Here is a 16,882-nt window from a genome sequence, read left to right on the forward strand (position 1 = left end):
CGTCGCCGTCGCCGACCCGCGGGCCATGAATGAGGAGCGAGTGGACGGCAAGGTGGTGGCCGGGATGTTCGAAAAGGGGATCCGCGCCCTGACCGGCAAGTCGCTGGTCAAGAGCTGCAAACTTTTTTTTGACAAAAAGGACATCATCGGCATCAAGGTCAACCCGGTCGGCGCCGGACTTATCGCCACGCGCCTGGAGGTTGTCGACGCCGTGATCGACTGGTTGAAGCAAGGCGGTATCCCGGCGAAAAACATCGTCATCTGGGACCGTTTCGACTACATGCTGGCCGACGCCGGCTTCACCCCGGCGCGCTACCCGGGCATCGCCATCGAAGGACTGCAGACCATGGACGAGGCCGCGGCCGAGGGCAGGAGCCAGGATGACAGCAGCTGGCTGGACAAGGACGGGCGCCATGTCAGCGAAAAGAACTTCGACTTGAACGCCTATTATTTCGCCGACGTCGAAGCCCCCCAGGATAAGCCCTACCTCAACCAGCACGTTTTCAACGGCAAGTATTCCTATTTTGGCAAACTCGTGACGAAGACCCTGACCAAGATCATCAATATCCCGGTTTTCAAGAACACGGGCAACGGCATTTCCATGGCCACCAAGAACCTCGGCTACGGCGCCGTCTGCAACACCAACCGCCTGCACAATCCGCTGTTTTTCAACGTCTGCACCGAAGTGCTGGCCTTCCCGGCCGTCCGCGACAAGCTGGTGCTGAACATCACCGACGGCCTGCGCGCCCAATATGACGGCGGCCCGGGCCCGCTGGCCCAGGCGACCTGGTTTTTGAACACGCTGTTCTTTGCCAGCGATCCGTTCGCCCTGGATATGACCTGCCACAACCTGCTGCTGAAAAAGCGCAAGGAGATGAACGTCAGGGTGAATGAGCACCCGATGTACAGCGAATACCTTCGCTACGCCGAGCGCCTGGGCCTGGGCATCGTTGACCCAGCCAAAATAAATTTTACCCAGCTTTGAGCCGGGCATGAAGACCTTTCCCGCCGCTCTGCTGCTTTTCGCTTTTTTCCTTTTGGCCGGCGTCCCAGCCGCGGTCCTGGATTTTCCCGGCGACAATTTTTCCCCGGGTTGGGTCCGTTCCGGGCCCTGCGCCAGGATCGATCCGGCCGGCCTTTACAACGTCATCGACGGCGGAGCGGAACTTTTCCTGGAGATGGGTTTTATCGAGCTGCAGGTGCAGAAATACGCCGGCGCCGGCGCCGAGATCGCAATCGAAGCCTACCGCATGGAAAGCGAGGCCGCGGCCCTGGGCATCTACCTGCTCAAGTGCAGCCGGGAAACGACGCTGCCGGGAATATCCGCGCGGCACAGCGGCGACCGCTTCCAGATCGCCCTGTTGAAAGGCAATTATTTCATTTTTATAAACAATTTCAGCGGCCGCCAAGAGCTCTTGCCGGTGATGACGGCCTTGGCCCAGCAGATCGGCCAGGCCATCCCCGCCGGCTCGGCCGTGCGCGAACTCGACATCCTCCCGGCTGAAAACCAGGTGCCGGGGACGGCCCTGCTCCTGCGCGGCCCCTATTCGCTGCAGGCGGTTTACACCCTCGGTGCGGGCGACATCCTGCAGCTTGGGGGGAGAATGTTCGCCGCGGCGGCCGTTTACCGCGAGGCCTCCGGGGCGAGCTATACGATGATCGTCGCTCCTTACGCTGACGACGGCGCCGCCCGCGCCGCTTTCGCCAACCTGCGCGGCCATCTCGACCGCTATATCCAGGACCTGGGCGGGGGCGCCGATTTTTTCAATTTCAAGGATTTCCAAAACTATTTCGGCCGGGCCGAGATCCGCGCCAACAAGCTGGTCATCCTGGTCAAGCTGGCTCAGCGGCCTGACAGCCGCCTGGAATAATGGTATGATGAGACCGTCGAGGAGGTTCCGATGAAAAAAACGGTTTTAGCGATCACGGTTCTATTGCTGCTGACCGCCGTGGGCTCCAGCCTGGCGGCCGAGACGAAAAGCATGTTTCTGAGTGAATATGAAACGCTGCGGATCGATATCGAGCAGAAAATGGCTGCCGTCAACAGCCGGGAAGCCTTCGAAAAGCTCATGGCGGAAAGGAAAAACGGCCTGGAAGCGCTGCTGCAAAAGCATGCGGCCGACGCGGCCGTTGACCCGGTCGAACTGCTGCGCGCCCGCATCCTGATCGATCTGAAAAAGTACGCCGAAGCCGAGGGCAAGCTGAATGCGCTGTCGGCCAAGAAAGGGCCGTCGTGGCAGGAAAGCCAGTTGTACAAGGCCATGATCCTGACCGAGACGGAGAAAACGGCCCAGGCCGTGCCGCTGTTCAAGGAGATCGAGGCAAAGCTGGAGCGCACGGAGGACTTTTTCGCCGTCGCCATCGCCCTGGCCCTGGAAGCGCCCGACGACCTGGTGAAGCGCGAATATTCGCACAAGATCCTGGACGCGACCGATCTGCCCAAGAAGTTCGCCGAGTACCGGCTCGAAATGGTGATGAACCTGGCCAACCTGGAAGTGAAGCTGCGCAAGATCGACCAGGCCAAGAAGATCCTACAGGACGGCATCAGCGCCAATCCCGAAAATACGAACACCAAGTGGCTGCGCTCGTCCCTGCGCCAGCTCGATTTCATCGGCCAGCCCGCCCCGGCCGTCGCGGCGGAAAACTGGCTCAATTCCGTACCGCTGGCTCTCGACGCCCTGTAGGGCAAAGTGGTGATCATCGATTTCTGGGCTCCCTGGTGCGGCCCCTGCCGCAAGGTGATCCCGACCCTGGTCAAGGACTTCAATGAGCTCAAGGACAAGGGGCTGGTGGTGATCGGCTTCACCAAGTTCTACGGGCGCTACAGCGACGAGGTCCAGAACAAGGGCAAAGTGGAAGCGGTTGCGGAGAAAGAGCTGATCAAAGGCTTCGTCGAGCGCAACGGCTTGAAGTACCCTATCGCCATCGCGGCCAATGGCGCGGCCTTCGACAGCTACGGCGTCAGCGGCATCCCGACCATGGTCTTCATCGGCAAAGACGGCAACATCTACGACATCAAGGTCGGCTCGGGCGACGAAGCGGAGATCACGAACAAAATAAAACTGCTGCTGGCGGCGAAATAGCCCCGGCGCCGGTTCATCGCAGGAGGAGAAATGAGAAAACAAATCCTTACAGTCATCGTTATCGTTTTGTCGGTGATTCTTTTAACAGGCAACGACGCCAAAACACCTCAATCAACGGATTCGCTGCCGATCGGTGCGCTGGTTCATGGTTTCAAGCTGGAACAGAAGCAGTTCATCAAGGAGCTGGACGGGGAAGGCTACCTGTTCCGGCACCTGAAGAGCGGCGCCCGCTTGCTGAAGGTGGTCAGCAAGGACGACAATAAGGTTTTCAGCGTGGCCTTCAAGACGCCGCCGCCCGACGATACCGGCGTCCCGCACATCATGGAACACTCGGTGCTGAACGGCTCGGAAAATTTCCCTGTCAAGAGCCCGTTCGATGTCCTGGCCCAGGGGTCGTTGAAGACGTTCCTCAACGCCATGACCAGCAGCGATTCCACCATTTACCCGGTGGCCAGCCGCAACGACAAGGATTTTTCCAACCTGATGCACGTTTACCTGGACGCGGCGTTCAAGCCCCTGATATACCGGGAGCCGAGGATCCTGCAGCAGGAAGGGTGGCACTATGAGCTGGAATCCTCCGCCGGACCGCTGTCTTACAAAGGAGTCGTCTACAATGAGATGAAGGGGGCCTATTCGGCGCCGGAGCGGCAATTGGATTATGTGTTGAACAAGGCCCTTTTCCCGGACAATGGCTACGGGAACTCTTCCGGCGGCCGTCCCGAGGCCATCCCGCAGCTGACCTATGAGCAGTTCAAGGCCTTTCACCGGAAATATTACCACCCGGCCAATAGCTATATCTATTTGTACGGCAACGGCGATATGGAAAAAGAGCTGGCCTTCATCGATGACCACTATCTCTCCGGCTATGACAAAATCGATGTTGACAGCCGCATCCCGCTGCAGAAGCCGCTGGCAGCGCCGGTGCTGGTGCGCGGCCAGTACGGAATACCCGAGGGCACCCCGGTAGACGGGAAGACCTATATCGCCCGTAGCAGCGTCTACGGCCTGAACACCGACCAGGAACTGAACATCGCCATGGACATCCTGGCCGAAGCCCTGGTCAATCACCAGGCGGCGCCGCTGCGCCTCGCTTTGCAAAAGGCGGGGATCGGGCGCGATGTTACGACCTTCGTGGATTCCGTCCAGCAACCCGTCTTCACGATAATGGTCACCAACGCCGAGGCCAAGGACCTGCCGCGATTCGAGCAGGTGGTCGCGGATACATTAAAAGAGGTCGCGGCCAAAGGCTTCGACCGCACCACCCTGGATGGGATCATCAACCTGCAGGAATTCCGTTTGCGCGAGGGGCGCGGGGCCTTCACCGGCATCATGGGGGCGATGATGGCCTCCAGCGGCTGGATGTTCGCCGACAACCCGTTCGTCACCCTGTCGTTCAACAAGGAGCTGGCGTCCATCCGCTCCAAGCTGGACCAAAAATACTTCGAGACGCTCATCCAAAAAGCCCTGCTCAACAACCCCCATGCCTGCACGGCGGTGATGGAGCCCAAGCCGGGGCTCGAAAAGGAGCTGGCGACGGAGCTGGAAAGCAAGCTGGCCGCGATCAAGGGGAAAATGAGCCCGGAGGAGATCGCCAGGATCGTGGCGCAGGCCCAGGCGCTGATCGCCTACCAGCAGCGCAAGGACGACCCCGAGGCGCTGAAAACCATCCCCTTGCTCGAGATCGCCGACATCGAGAAAAAGCAGGAGGACCTGCCCCTCAAGCAGGACGCCCTGGCCGGGGTACCGCTGCTGCTTTTCGACACCTTCACCAAGGAGATCGTTTATCTCGATCTTTATTTTGACGCCGGCGCCGTCGACCAGGAGCTGATCCCCTTTGTCCAGCTCTACAGCGATCTGGTGGGCATGATGTCGACCGCCGGGTACGCCTACGGCGACCTGGAGAACCAGGTCAACCTGCACACCGGGGGGATCGTCACCTCCCTGGACGTGCTGGCCGTCAACCGCGATGACGGACGGACGAAGCCGTATTTCATCATGCGCGGCAAGGTCATGCCGGAGAAGCTGGGCCGCCTGGCCGAGCTGATGAAACAGCAATTGCTCCTTTCCAAGTGGGACGATGAAGCCCGGCTCAAGGAATTGCTGCTGCGCACGAAAGCCCAGTTCGAGCAGAACCTGGCCCGCAACGGCTTGGGGATCGCCAGGAGCCGCCTCGCTTCCTACTTCTCCAATCGCGGCGCCTACCAGGACCTCACCTCCGGCTTCGGCTATTACCAGTTCTTGAGCGGCATCTGCCGGGAGCCCGATCTGAAGGCGATCGCCGCCAAGCTCAAAGCGGTGCAGGCCAAGCTGATCGATCGGAACGGCCTGAAGGTCGGCGTGACCTGCCAGGAGGGGCAATTGCCGGCGGTCAGGAAAGAGCTGCCGGCCATGCTGGCGGCTGTTCCCTTGGGAGAGTTCAAGCCCGCGGCCTACCGCTTTGCCAAGGAGCCCTTGAACGAAGGCTTCCAGGACGCGTCGAAGGTGCAATACGTGTTAAAAGGGAACGATTACAAGAAACTGGGTTTTCAATACACCGGGAAGATGAACGTGCTGAACCAACTGCTCTCCACCGTTTATCTGCAGAATACCATCCGCGTGCAGGGGGGTGCCTACGGCGGCTTCGCCATGATGGACAACGCCGGCTTCCTGGCGTTCGCCTCGTACCGCGATCCCAACCTGAAGAAGACGGTCGAAAACTACCTCGGCGCCAGCCGCTTCCTGACGGAGCTGGTCCTGGACGAGCGCGACCTGCGCCGGCTGATCATCGGGACCATCTCCGGCTGGGACCGCCCCCTCAACCCCAACCAGAAAGGCTATACCGCAGTGCGCCGCTTCCTGGTGGGCGACACCCTGGCCATGCTGCAAAAGGAGCGCGACGAGATCCTGGGCACATCGGTCGAGGACCTGAAAGGATTCGCCAAGATGGTGGAAGCGGTGATGGCCCAGAATGTCCTCTGCGTGGTCGGCAATGAAAAAAAGATCGCCGAAGACAAGGAGCTGTTTAAAAAGATCCTACCCCTGCGGCAGTAGGAAGCCGATATCCGGCTCGTGGGTAAAATTGACAATTTTTTATTTTTTCTGTAGATTTTCTCTGTCGGCAAATTAAGGAGGAGAAAATGAAATCTCAATTTTTGCGGGTTTTCATCATCGGTTTTGTCGTGATCGCGATTGTTTCCCTCGGCGCCGCCCTTTATGCCAGGAATGTAAGTCGTGTACTTCACCCCAATCTGGCTGCAGCCCAGACATTTATAGAAAAAGCCATCAACAAAGTGTCCGCGGCACAAATAGCGAATGAGTTTGATATGAACGGCCATGCCGTCAAGGCAAAAAGCCTTCTCGACCAGGCCTATGCCGAAATCAAGCTCGCCGCTCTTGTCGCCAACGCCAATAAGTAAGCAAGCGGCACTCGAAAAAAAAGGATAACAGAATGAAATCATCCTCTATTAGAATTCTGATTGTTGTTTGTATTCTGATTGGGCTATCATTCGGTTGCGCTTCGGTTGGTTCCAACCGGGTAAACCCGCGCCGCCACCCCAATCTGGCTGCAGCCCAGAGAGAGATAGAAAGAGCCATAAACAAGGTGTCCGCGGCGCAATTGGCGAATGAGTTCGATATGAATGGCCATGCCGCCAGGGCAAAAAATCTTCTCGAGCAGGCGTACGACGAAATCAAGCTCGCCGCCCTTGCCGCCAACGCCAACCGCTGAGCCTGACCCGTACAAAGATCTCATGCAGGGCGACACCTGTCGCAAACGCCGCACCCTCGCGGAGGATTAGGGAACTTATCTCTTTTTTAGTGACACGACTGCCGCTTGCTGGGTCCTGAGGATACTGCGTTTCCGCCACGTGACCGAGAACCCAGCCAGGATCTTCTCCCAAGCCGCGTCATCGACATAGCTCCAGGGCCCTCGGGCAACGCTGACGTAAGCCAGCCCGTCCGGCTTGAGGATGCGCTTCATCTCGCTCAGGGCCTCTTCGCGGTCTTTGGGGGCCATCGAGCATAGGAGCCCGTGGCTTAAAACGAAATCAACCGATCCGCCAGGGATGAAGCTCAGGTCCGCGGCCGATGCGGCGTATGTTTCGATGTTGTCCAGGCCGCGTTTGGCCGCCTTCCGTTCGAGCGCGCGGACCGCTTTCCCGTCCGAATCGACTGCATAGACCTTGCCGCCGGGGCTGATGTATTCGGCCAGGGCCAAGGTGTAATAACCGGGCCCGCAGCCGAGGTCGGCGGCCGTCTGGCCTTCTTTGACATAGGGCCTGGTCAGCAGCCGTGGCGGCAGGAAGAGCCGCCTGAGCGGGTTGTCAAAAGTAATGAGCGGGAAATGCTGGTCCTGTTTTTCCTTGTTTATTGTCATGGTCCGATCCCCCTTAAAAAGAACATATTCTCCGGAACCGCCGCTGTCAAGAGGAAAATCGGGAGAAATACTGCGAAAACGCTTTGAATCTGACGCCATTGCCAATCGCCGAGCTGGCCTAGAAATAAATTTATCTTTTATTCGCTGTAATAGCGGATGGTGTCGATAACCGCTCGCTCGCAGACCTTGCACAGCGGCCGCAGGCCGCGGCTGAACATCAGGCAGTCGAGCATCGGGCGGTACAACCCCTTGGCCGCGTAGCCGGCGCCCTCGAAGGCGCCGACCTTGCCGTTGAAGCGGCTCTGCTTGAAGAAAGCGTTCACGTCGAGCCCGTTCAGCCGCGACATCTCGTCGCTCCTGGCCTGCAGGGCGTCGATCTCCTCCTTGGCGGCGTTGGCGCGCTTCAGGGCGGCGATCTTCTCGTTCGTTTCCTGACGCTTTTTTTGGTAGGCCTTGTCCATCGCCTCGAAGGCCGCTTTCTCCCACGGCGTGGGCACGGCGGTTTTCTTCGTCACCAGCTCTTTCCATTTTACGTTCTTGGGGTCGAGCAGGGCGGTGATGTTGGCCTCCAGCGGTTCCACCCCGGGCGGATAGAACTCGTTGTAGGCCACGGCCGAGGTGTAATACTCGTCGGCCAGGCCGCTGAAGGAGTGGCCGAACTCGTGCATGAGCAGATAGTCGCGCCACTGGTCGTCGCTGGTGAAGGTGCAGTAGAGGTTGTAGATGCCGCCGCCGCCGTAGCGCGGGTGGTTGACCAAGATCAAGATGGCGTCGTAGGGGACATGGGCGGCGATATCGCGCATGGCGCGGTTGTCCTCGGTCAGCAGGTAGCGCTCGGAGCCGAACGAATCGAACGAAGCGCCCAGGGCGGTGTTCTTGAACGTCCCGTAGCCCGGCTCGTCGCAGCCGCTTTCAAGCGACGCCTTGAACAGGCCGTAGATATTGAAACGGTCGCGGAAGGTTTTATAGGGTTCCTGGCTGAGGAGCAGAGCGCTGAAGCGGGCCAGATCCTGCCTGAATTTGCCCTCTTCGGCGGCGGTGTAGCCCTCGGCCAGGATGGCCAGGTCGGCTTTGTCCGCCGGCGCGCCGTTTTTCAGCTGCTCGATGACCAGGACGTCGTTGCCGAGCTTTTCGCGGACGATATACACATCCTGGGGATTGATCTCGGTTTTAAAAATGGGCTGGGGCTGGTTCTGCCGGTCGCGCAGCGCCACCTCGAGCCGCACCGGCCCTTTCGGACAGGGGACGAGCAACGACTCGGAAAAGATCTTGGCCACCCCCTGCGCCGCCGGTTCGGTGGTCTTGTATTCGCCGAAGTAGCTGTCGAAGCCCTTGCGGTAGATCAGCGCGCCGTCGGCAGCGGCGAACACCTGGAGGAGGTAGCGTCCGCAGGCGGGGGCGGCGGTCAGGCGGCGCGGGTTGCCGGCCCAGGGCCCCTGGATATAGATCTTGTCGATGCTCAGCGCCTCCTGCTTTGCGTCGCCGCCGTGATGGACGTCGATGCGCATGGTCTGGTCGGCAAAATAGGCGGTAAAATCGACATCGCCCTGGGCGGATGCCAATACCGGATATAGCACTATGCATGCAAGCAGGATTTTAGTTTTCATGGTTCGCCTCCAATTGCATTTTCCTTGACCATCGTAGCATAAGCCCCAGTTCTAGACAATCAGCTGGAATGAAGCATTTGCTTTAATTCCTGCTTTTAAATAAAATTGATTCCGTTGGAGGCGAACATGATATGTCCGCAATGCCATCTTTTTACACCGGATACCGGTTTCAAATGCATCCATTGCGGGGCCATCGTCAAGAAACTTGGCCCCGAAGCCGGAGTCAAACGGTATCCCGCCAGCCAGCCCGGGAATAGTTTTTTCAGATCGTGGATGCTGCTGCCTTTGGCCATGCTGGCCGTCCTGGTTTATCTGTTCTTTGCCCAGCAGAACAAAACCAAGGCCATCAATGGCTTCGATCCCGGGAATGAGTTCGACATTGAATCCTATGTGCAAAAGGGGAAAATCACGATTTTCGATTTTTTCAGCGATTATTGCCCGCCCTGTCGGCAGATCTCGCCGCTGCTGAAAAAGTTGGACGAGCAGCGGCCCGACCTGGTGGTGCTGGCGGTCGACATCAACCGCAAGGGGGTCAAGGGCATCGATTTCTATTCACCGTTGGCCCGCCAGTACCAGCTGAATGCCGTCCCGCACTTCAAGATTTTCAACGCCGAGGGAAACCTCGTCAGCGAAGGCCAGCAGGCCTATGGTGAAGTCATCCAGCTGCTCTACCAGGCGGGCATCCAATGAACCTGCCGGCCGGCGGCAATCAGTGAGGAGTGAATCCATGGACATGAGAATCTATTTTCCCGGCGGCAAGAGGGTAAACGCCGAATACAACGGCTTCGTTCACAAGACCGATCAGCCCGTTGATGGTGGCGGCGACAACAGAGCCCCTTCCCCCTTCGAGCTCTTTCTGGCTTCCCTGGGCACCTGCGCCGGTTTCTACGTCCTCTCCTTCTGCCAGCAGCGCGGCATCGACGAGAGCGGGATCGAGATCCGCCAATCCATGGAGCTCGACCCGCGCACCCACCTGGTGGTCATGGTGACCATCGAGATCATCCTTCCGGCCGCTTTTCCGGAAAAGTACCGGGCCGCCGTGGTCCAGGCGGCCCAGTTGTGCACGGTGAAGAAGCACTTGGAAAACCCGCCGCACTTCCATGTTTTCGGCGGCAGCCGCTGATCGGACGCTTTTAACGCTTCTTCAATAAATTTCAATAATCTGCCGTCCCAGGGCGAACTTGAGATTGCGCCCCAGAGCCAGGAACGCTTTCACCGTTGGTTCGCTCCTGAGCAGCGCGAAATACGGCTCGGAGGCGAAGGCGATGCGCTTGAGCGGAACCAATCCCAGCCCCTGGATGCTGCCGTCGATCCAGATGCCGTTGTTCAGGTAGAAGACCCGGCCCGCCGCGTTCCTGACCTGTTGTTTCAGGTTTTGTTCGCGGTCGGAAAGACGGTCTGCGCCGGGCCGGGTTTCGTTGACCGCCTGGGCCTGGTGGAGCGCCTGCAATTCGCTGCTGATGCGCACGCCGCCGCTGCCCGACTTGTCGTCCTTCAGGCGGCTGAATTCCTCCTTCTGTTTGGCGACGGCTCCCGGGCTGGCGGCGACGCCCCCTCCCAGGGTCATGTCATCGACGGCGAGATCGCCCCGCTCGCGGCGCGCCTGCTCGTCTTCGACGATCAGGTAGCTGGTGTAGGGGGTGACGATGCCGTACAGGCGCGCCAGGCGGGTCACTTCATCAAGCAGTTCCTTGTTTTCCCCGTGCAGGCGAATCTGGTCGAGCAGGAAACCAACGCGGCGGGCGGCCCAGAGCGACGGCAGGAAATCGTTTTGCCGGCTCTGCTCGGGAAATTCGATGGGGAAGGTGAATCGCTGCTCGCGGCCGTTGACTTGGCCTGCGATTTCCACCTGCGCCGGGCCCGAGCCCTGGTAAAGCCCGCAGATGGTCAGGGCCGACCCCTGGTAGAGGTCGGGGAGCTCGTGCGGATAGAGCTGGCTGGTGCGGACGGCGCCGGAGATGGTCAGGCGCAACGAACTCAGGACGGGTGACTGGATCTTGTCGTAGAAGCGGGAGATGCCGCTCTCGACGTTCTCGTTGGCGGCGATGTATGTCCGGAAGGTCCGGGTCTGCTCGGCCAGCTTGTCCAGCAGGTGGGTGTTGATGTCGCTGCCGATGGCCACCGGAAAAATCCGGCAGTGGCCGCGGTTGGCCTGCTCGATCTTGCGCAGCAGCGCCTCCTCCTCGGTTTCGCCGATGGTCGGCTTGCCGTCGGTGATCAGCACGATGGAGCTCGGCCGGTCGCCGGCGCCGGTCGCGGCCCCCAAAGCAAGGCTCATGGCCTCGTCGCAGTTGGTGCCGCCGGCGGCCCGCCATTGAGCGATGAAATTTTCCGCCTGGCGACGATTTTCGATCGTGGCCGGCAGACAGGCCGTGAACAGCGAATCGGCCTCGGTGGCGAAACGAACGATGTTGAAGCGGTCGTTTTTATGAAGGCGCTCCAGGCAATAGCGTAGCGCCCCCTGGGCCTGTTCCAGGCTGCGGCCGGCCATGCTGCCCGAAGTGTCGACGACGAAGACGATCTCTTTGGCGCCGATCTCTTCCGCCCCGCCGGCGGGCGTCGGGCTGGCGCTGAGAAAGAAGATCCCTTCCTGGCCCGGCTCGCGGTAGGCCAGCAAGGAAACCCCCAGCCGCCCCGCTTCCGGGGTGATGAACAGCTTGAAGTCGCTGTCGGGCAGGCTGCGGCTGCTTTCGTAGACCACCAAAGCCCGGTTGGCGCCGCGGCGGGTGACGGTCACCGGGTGGGTGGGGCAATGGATGGCGGCCAGTGGCACCGGGGATTCAATGTTCAGGGTGATGGTTACCGCTTCGATGGCTTTGGCCGAAAATTTTTCGGTGTTCAGCGGGTACGCATAAGCGATGGCGCCGTTGTCTTTTTCCAGCACCTCATGGTAGGCGATGCGGATTTTTTTACTGGAGCGCGGCTCGATGGGGAAGATGCGCACTTTGAAAACGCCGCGGCCGTCGTATTCGAGCAGGGCGGGATCGCGCAGCCGGCGCACGATGTCCTCGTAGATATTCCTGGCCTTGGCGGCGTCGAGCAGCTCGGCCCGGGTTTCGCGGCCGTCGATCCACATGCTGAAATCCTTGATCACCGCGCCGGCCGGCAAGGGGAACAGGTAGTAGCCTTCCAAACGCGACGGATTGGGATTGTAGAATTCCTGGTTGACGGTCGTCGTCGCCAGCATGCCGCTGATGTCGACCTGGACGTGGTGGTTGACCACTTCCAGGGGGAAAGGCGAAACCGGTCCGGGCTGCGGCGGATGGGGAATAACGATGAAGCCGTCGGCCAGCAGCGGCACGGCGCAGACGGTCAAAAGCACCGCCAGCCATGCCCAGGGGCGATTCATTGACTTGGGTAGGTGTTGCATGTTGTTTCTCCTCGTTGGCCGCGCCTACTTTTTCAGCAGGAAGTTCTTCCGCGCCGCCTGCTGGCGCAGGGCGTCGATGATGGCGGAATCCAGGGTGCCGGCCGTTGCCTGGTTTTTAAGCGCCCCTTCGACAAAGCGCTCGCGTTCGCTGTTCAGCCCGGCGATCTTTTTCTGCAGGGCCTCGCGCTTGCCCTGCAGCGCGGCGACGTATTCATTGCGTTTTTCTGCCGACATCCCTTTCATCTCCTGGGGCAATTCGGCTTCACTCATTTCCTCCAGCTTGACCTGGCCCGCTTTTTTCGCATCCACCAGGTCCCAGGCGGGGTTGCTGTACTGCGGCGCGGCCTTGGCCGCCGCCCGCTGCACGGCGACCTCGCTGCTTAAGCCGGCTGCGTTCGCATCCTGCTCCTTCTGCCGCGCCTTGCCGCTGGCCCCGGCCGTGCCGTAGGCCAGGTAGGTTTGGTTTAATTCCTGACTCAAACGGGAGATCTCTTTGTCCTGGGGGGCCTGGATCACGGGCAGCGTCTGGTTCATGTCGATGGCCAGGTATTGGCCGTCGGCCAGGTCGGCGCCGGCTTTCCAGTCTCCCTGCAGCCCTTCCTGATAATTGCCGCAAAAAATGGTATTGACGACGATGCCCCCGGCGATGGCTTCGCGGCATGACTTCTTGTAGTCGATCGTCCCTTGCGTGAACGGTTCGTTGCCGGCGATGAAGATCATTTTCAGGTCATTGCTATTCCGGTTCCACTGCAGCTCGCTGACCGCCTGGGCGATCACCTGGCCGCAGTACTCCTGGCCGCCGTTGGTCTGGAGCTTGAATAATTCCTCGGAGATGCGGTCCAGGTCGGCGGAGAGCGGGACGATGCAGCGCAGGTAGCCGCCGGACGCGGGCAGGCTGTCCTGGCCGTATTCGTACAGGGCGACCTGCAGCTGCGGCGTCTGGCCGTCTTTCTTGGTCGAGGTCAGTTCGTTGACGATCTTCCAGAGCCGGGCCTTGGCCTGGCCGATCAGGCCGTCCATGCTGCCCGAGGTGTCGAGCAGGATGGCCAGCTGGATCTGCGGCCGAACGGCCGCTTGGGCCGCGGCGCCGACGCACAGCGCGACGATAAAGAGCACGATCATTTTTTTCATGTTGCCTCCTTGAGGTGCTATTAGACGGCAGGGATGAAAAAATTTCCGTTCGGCCAATAATTAAGAAAAATGTGTCCGCCGTTCGCCCGGAAAGTTTTGACCTGCCGAGGTTCGTCTTCGCTATCCCATGGCGTCGTCCTGCGGTCTGTCGGTCGTGCAGGAACCCCGCTCATGGGATGGCCGCTCGACTCACCGGGCAGGTGCCCAAAGCCTTTCCTGAGGCTCACGGCAGACACATTTTTCTTATCCATTTTCACCGTAACTTCTCCCGTATAACCTTGACAAACCAACGGCTTGGACATATAGTTAGAGCCTTATAGCAAATTCAAAATTTGTTCTTTGACAAATTTTAGAATTTGCTATCTGAGGTTCTTATCCAGCTCTGCTGGATAAACGTTCTTCGCCAAGGACGGAAAATGAAATCACCCTTCGCTCCGCGCCAAAATTATGAACAAAGCCGGAAGCGGGTCGGTTACACTCCGCGCCCGCAGACCGAAGCCGCGGCCTATGCCAAACTGGGATTCAAATGCGGTTTGGAGGTGCACCAGCAGCTGAAAACCGCCAAGAAGCTTTTCTGCCATTGCCCGGCCGGGCGCTACCACGAGCACGACGACTTCGACGCCGAGATCGTCCGCCACATGCGGCCGACCCTTTCCGAGCTGGGCGAGTATGACGGCACGGCGCTGATGGAGTTCAAGACGCGCAAGGTCGTGGTTTACCGCATCAAGAACGAAACCACCTGCACCTACGAGATCGACGACACGCCGCCCTTCCTGCTGAATCCCGAGGCGGTGGAGATCGCCATGGGCATCGCCCTGCTGCTCAAGACCAACATCGTCGGCGAATTCCACATTACCCGCAAGCAATACCTCGACGGCAGCATCCCCACCGGTTTTCAGAGGACCGGCATCCTGGGCATCGAAGGCGAGATCCCCCTCAGCCGGAAAACGGTGCGCATCATCCAGCTGAGCATCGAGGAGGACTCCTGCCGGGAAATATCGGATATCGGCCACACCCGAATTTATTCCACCGACCGCCTGGGCATGCCGCTGATCGAGACGGTGACCTACCCGGACATGAAGACCCCCGACGAGGCCGCCGAGGCGGCCCAGTACATCCGCTTCCTGGCCCGCAGCACCGGCAAGGTGCGCACCGGCATCGGCGCCGCCCGCGAGGACGTCAACGTAAGCATCAATGGCGGGACGCGGGTGGAGATCAAGGGCGTGGCCCATATCGCCCGGATCCCCGAGCTGGTCCACAACGAGGCGTTCCGCCAGAAAGCCCTGCTGGAGATCAAGCAGGAATTGGCCAAGCGCAGCGTTGATTCCGGCCAATGGGCGCCTGTGCACAAGACCGTCGACCCGGACGCGCTGCCCGTTGATTTATCCCGGCTGAAGGAGAGCCTGGAGAAAAAAATGCGGCTGCTGGCCGTGAACCTTCCCGGCTTCAGGGGCATCCTGTCGTTTTTCACCCAGCCCGGGAAAATGTTCGCCGACGAGATCAGCGAGCGCCTGAAGGTCATCGCCTGCCTCGAGCAGCCCAACCTGCTCCATTCCGAGGCGCTGGCCCCGGCCGGGAACGAGGAAACGTTCGCATGCATCCGTAAGCTGCTGAAAGGGGGCGAGGCCGACGCCCAGCTGCTGTTCTGGGCGGCCGACGACGATGTGAAGACCGCCCTGGAGACGATCGCCGAGCGCTGCAAGCTGGCCTTCCTCGGCGTGCCCAACGAAACGCGAAAAGGCTTCGCCGACGGGACCACCATCTTCGAGCGGGTGCTGCCCGGCCCCGACCGCATGTACCCCGACACCGATTCGGCGCCGATCCCGGTCGAGGAGGAGCTGATCGTAAGAGCGCGTGCCGGCATCCCGGTCGATGTCCACGCCCGCTTCGCCCAGTTCCGCCAGTGGCGAGTCCCCGAAGATACTTTCGCTTTCCTGTTGAAGCACAACCTGGCGCCGCTGCTGGAAAAGCTCCAGGCCGGCCTCGGCGTCGCGCCGCGCTTCGCCGCCACCGTCCTCGGCCACGACCTCAAACACCTGCTGGGCCGGCAGCCCCATAGTCGGGGATCTTCTGGGCCCCTTTATCAGGGACTTTCAGGGCCGGCGGCGGGCTTCAGCTTCGAGCGCCTTTACGATCTTTTCGCCTTCCTCAAGCAGGATAAGCTAGAGCTGGAAATCATCAAGCTCCTGCTGCCGGTGGTGCTCGAGCATCCCAATATGGATTTCCAGTCGCTGCTGACCACGGTGAACTTCAAAAAGCTGAGCCGCAAGGAGGTCCTGGCGCCCCTGCCCATCCTGAAGGAAAAATTCAAAAAGATTCGCACCTCGAAGGACCCCGGCGCGGAGGCACGTTGGATCGCCGGCAATCTGCGACGACCGGCGCTGGGCAACATGCCCCTGCGCGAGCTGGCGGCCCTCCTGGGCGAAGGAGGCGACCGATGAGCGACCTCTTTAAGGGCTACAAGGGTGCGGCTCTGGAGCTGCTCAAGAAGTTCAACATCCGTGTCTGGGGCGAGGCGACGGTCAAGACCTCGCGCGGCGACTTCCGCGGCATCGTGCTGCCGCGCTCGGAGAACGACGACCCGCGCCACATCGTGCTCAAGCTGGCCACCGGCTACAACGTCGGCATCGCCGTCGAGACGGTCAACGCCATGGAAGAGGTCGGCTACAAGGAGGCGCACTACAAGATACCCGAGAAGCAGTTCCCGTTTTCCAAGGAGAAGAAGAACGTCAAGCTGCTAGGCACCGGCGGCACCATCGCCTCGCGCCTCGACTACCGCACCGGCGCCGTCATCCCCGCCTTCTCGCCCGGCGAGCTCTACGGGGCGGTTCCTGAATTGGCCGATATCTGCAACCTGACCACCGAGAAGCTCTTTGCCGTTTTTTCGGAAAATATGGGGCCCGAGCAGTACAAGGGTCTGGCCAAGGCCATCGGCGCCGAGATCGAAAAGGGGATCGACGGCATCGTCATCGGCCACGGCACCGACACCATGCACCACACCGCCGGCATCCTCTCCTTCATGGTGCAGAACTCGCCCATTCCGATCGTCATGGTCGGCTCGCAGCGCTCCTCGGACCGCCCCTCGTCCGACGCGGCCCTGAACCTGATGCATGCCACCAAGACCGCCGCCGAGTCGGACATCGCCGAGGTCATGGTCTGCATGTTCGGCCCGACCTCGGACGAGTACGGCCTGCTGCACCGCGGCACGCGCGTGCGCAAGATGCACTCCTCCTACCGCTCGACCTTCCGCACCATCGGCGACATCCCGCTGGCCATGGTCGACCGCCAGAAGATCACGCCGCTGCGCCAGGACTACAAGCGCCGGCGCAACGACCGC

General features: G+C 60.4%; 15 protein-coding genes. 11 read left to right on the top strand and 4 right to left on the bottom strand.

What is annotated here, in order from left to right; all coding sequences use genetic code 11:
• The 7 genes from NTW95_03560 to NTW95_03590 form a co-directional block, all read left to right on the top strand.
• On the top strand, positions 1-985 hold a 985-nt coding region (locus tag NTW95_03560), incomplete at its 5' end, for a DUF362 domain-containing protein (GenBank protein MCX6556499.1).
• 7 nt (positions 986-992) lie between these two features.
• Entirely contained in the window at positions 993-1,871 is an 879-nt protein-coding gene (locus NTW95_03565; GenBank protein ID MCX6556500.1) for a hypothetical protein, read from the top strand.
• A 30-nt stretch (positions 1,872-1,901) separates the two neighbouring features.
• Positions 1,902-2,684, top strand: a complete 783-nt coding sequence (locus NTW95_03570) for a hypothetical protein (protein MCX6556501.1) — start codon at positions 1,902-1,904, stop codon at positions 2,682-2,684.
• A 9-nt stretch (positions 2,685-2,693) separates the two neighbouring features.
• Complete coding sequence (locus NTW95_03575; GenBank protein MCX6556502.1) at positions 2,694-3,083, top strand: TlpA disulfide reductase family protein; 390 nt, start codon at positions 2,694-2,696, stop codon at positions 3,081-3,083.
• Between the two features lie 30 nt (positions 3,084-3,113).
• A complete protein-coding gene (locus NTW95_03580; protein MCX6556503.1) occupies positions 3,114-6,113 on the top strand; it encodes an insulinase family protein in 3,000 nt (999 codons plus the stop codon).
• Positions 6,114-6,199: 86 nt separating this feature from the next.
• Positions 6,200-6,478, top strand: a complete 279-nt coding sequence (locus tag NTW95_03585) for a hypothetical protein (GenBank protein MCX6556504.1) — start codon at positions 6,200-6,202, stop codon at positions 6,476-6,478.
• A 32-nt stretch (positions 6,479-6,510) separates the two neighbouring features.
• Positions 6,511-6,789: a hypothetical protein gene (locus tag NTW95_03590; GenBank protein ID MCX6556505.1), complete on the top strand. Its 279-nt coding sequence runs from the start codon at positions 6,511-6,513 to the stop codon at positions 6,787-6,789.
• A 75-nt stretch (positions 6,790-6,864) separates the two neighbouring features.
• Here NTW95_03590 and NTW95_03595 read toward each other — a convergent pair whose 3' ends face one another.
• Both NTW95_03595 and NTW95_03600 read right to left on the bottom strand, forming a co-directional pair.
• Positions 6,865-7,437 (bottom strand): class I SAM-dependent methyltransferase, encoded by a 573-nt coding sequence (locus NTW95_03595; GenBank protein MCX6556506.1) that lies wholly within the window; start codon positions 7,435-7,437, stop codon positions 6,865-6,867.
• Between the two features lie 137 nt (positions 7,438-7,574).
• Entirely contained in the window at positions 7,575-9,044 is a 1,470-nt protein-coding gene (locus NTW95_03600) for a M64 family metallo-endopeptidase (GenBank protein ID MCX6556507.1), read from the bottom strand.
• A gap of 126 nt (positions 9,045-9,170) precedes the next feature.
• On the opposite strand from NTW95_03600, the gene NTW95_03605 reads away from it, so the two are divergent.
• Complete coding sequence (locus NTW95_03605) at positions 9,171-9,734, top strand: thioredoxin family protein (GenBank protein MCX6556508.1); 564 nt, start codon at positions 9,171-9,173, stop codon at positions 9,732-9,734.
• A 37-nt stretch (positions 9,735-9,771) separates the two neighbouring features.
• Positions 9,772-10,167 (top strand): OsmC family protein, encoded by a 396-nt coding sequence (locus NTW95_03610; protein MCX6556509.1) that lies wholly within the window; start codon positions 9,772-9,774, stop codon positions 10,165-10,167.
• A gap of 21 nt (positions 10,168-10,188) precedes the next feature.
• On the opposite strand, the gene NTW95_03615 is transcribed toward NTW95_03610, so the two are convergent.
• Together NTW95_03615 and NTW95_03620 are read right to left on the bottom strand one after the other, a co-directional pair.
• The gene (locus NTW95_03615; GenBank protein ID MCX6556510.1) at positions 10,189-12,414 is read right to left on the bottom strand and encodes a VIT domain-containing protein; all 2,226 of its coding nucleotides are present in this window, start codon (positions 12,412-12,414) and stop codon (positions 10,189-10,191) included.
• Positions 12,415-12,438: 24 nt separating this feature from the next.
• Complete coding sequence (locus tag NTW95_03620; protein ID MCX6556511.1) at positions 12,439-13,545, bottom strand: VWA domain-containing protein; 1,107 nt, start codon at positions 13,543-13,545, stop codon at positions 12,439-12,441.
• Positions 13,546-13,961: 416 nt separating this feature from the next.
• On the opposite strand from NTW95_03620, the gene gatE reads away from it, so the two are divergent.
• Positions 13,962-15,986 carry a Glu-tRNA(Gln) amidotransferase subunit GatE gene (gatE, locus tag NTW95_03625; protein MCX6556512.1) on the top strand — a complete coding sequence of 675 codons (2,025 nt, stop codon included), beginning with the start codon at positions 13,962-13,964 and terminating at the stop codon, positions 15,984-15,986.
• Positions 15,983-16,882: Glu-tRNA(Gln) amidotransferase subunit GatD (gene gatD, locus NTW95_03630; protein ID MCX6556513.1), on the top strand; the 900-nt coding region annotated here is incomplete at its 3' end. The genes gatE and gatD, both read left to right, overlap by 4 nt.

Source organism: Candidatus Aminicenantes bacterium (assembly GCA_026393795.1).
Classification (GTDB): Bacteria; Acidobacteriota; Aminicenantia; order UBA2199; family UBA2199; genus UBA2199.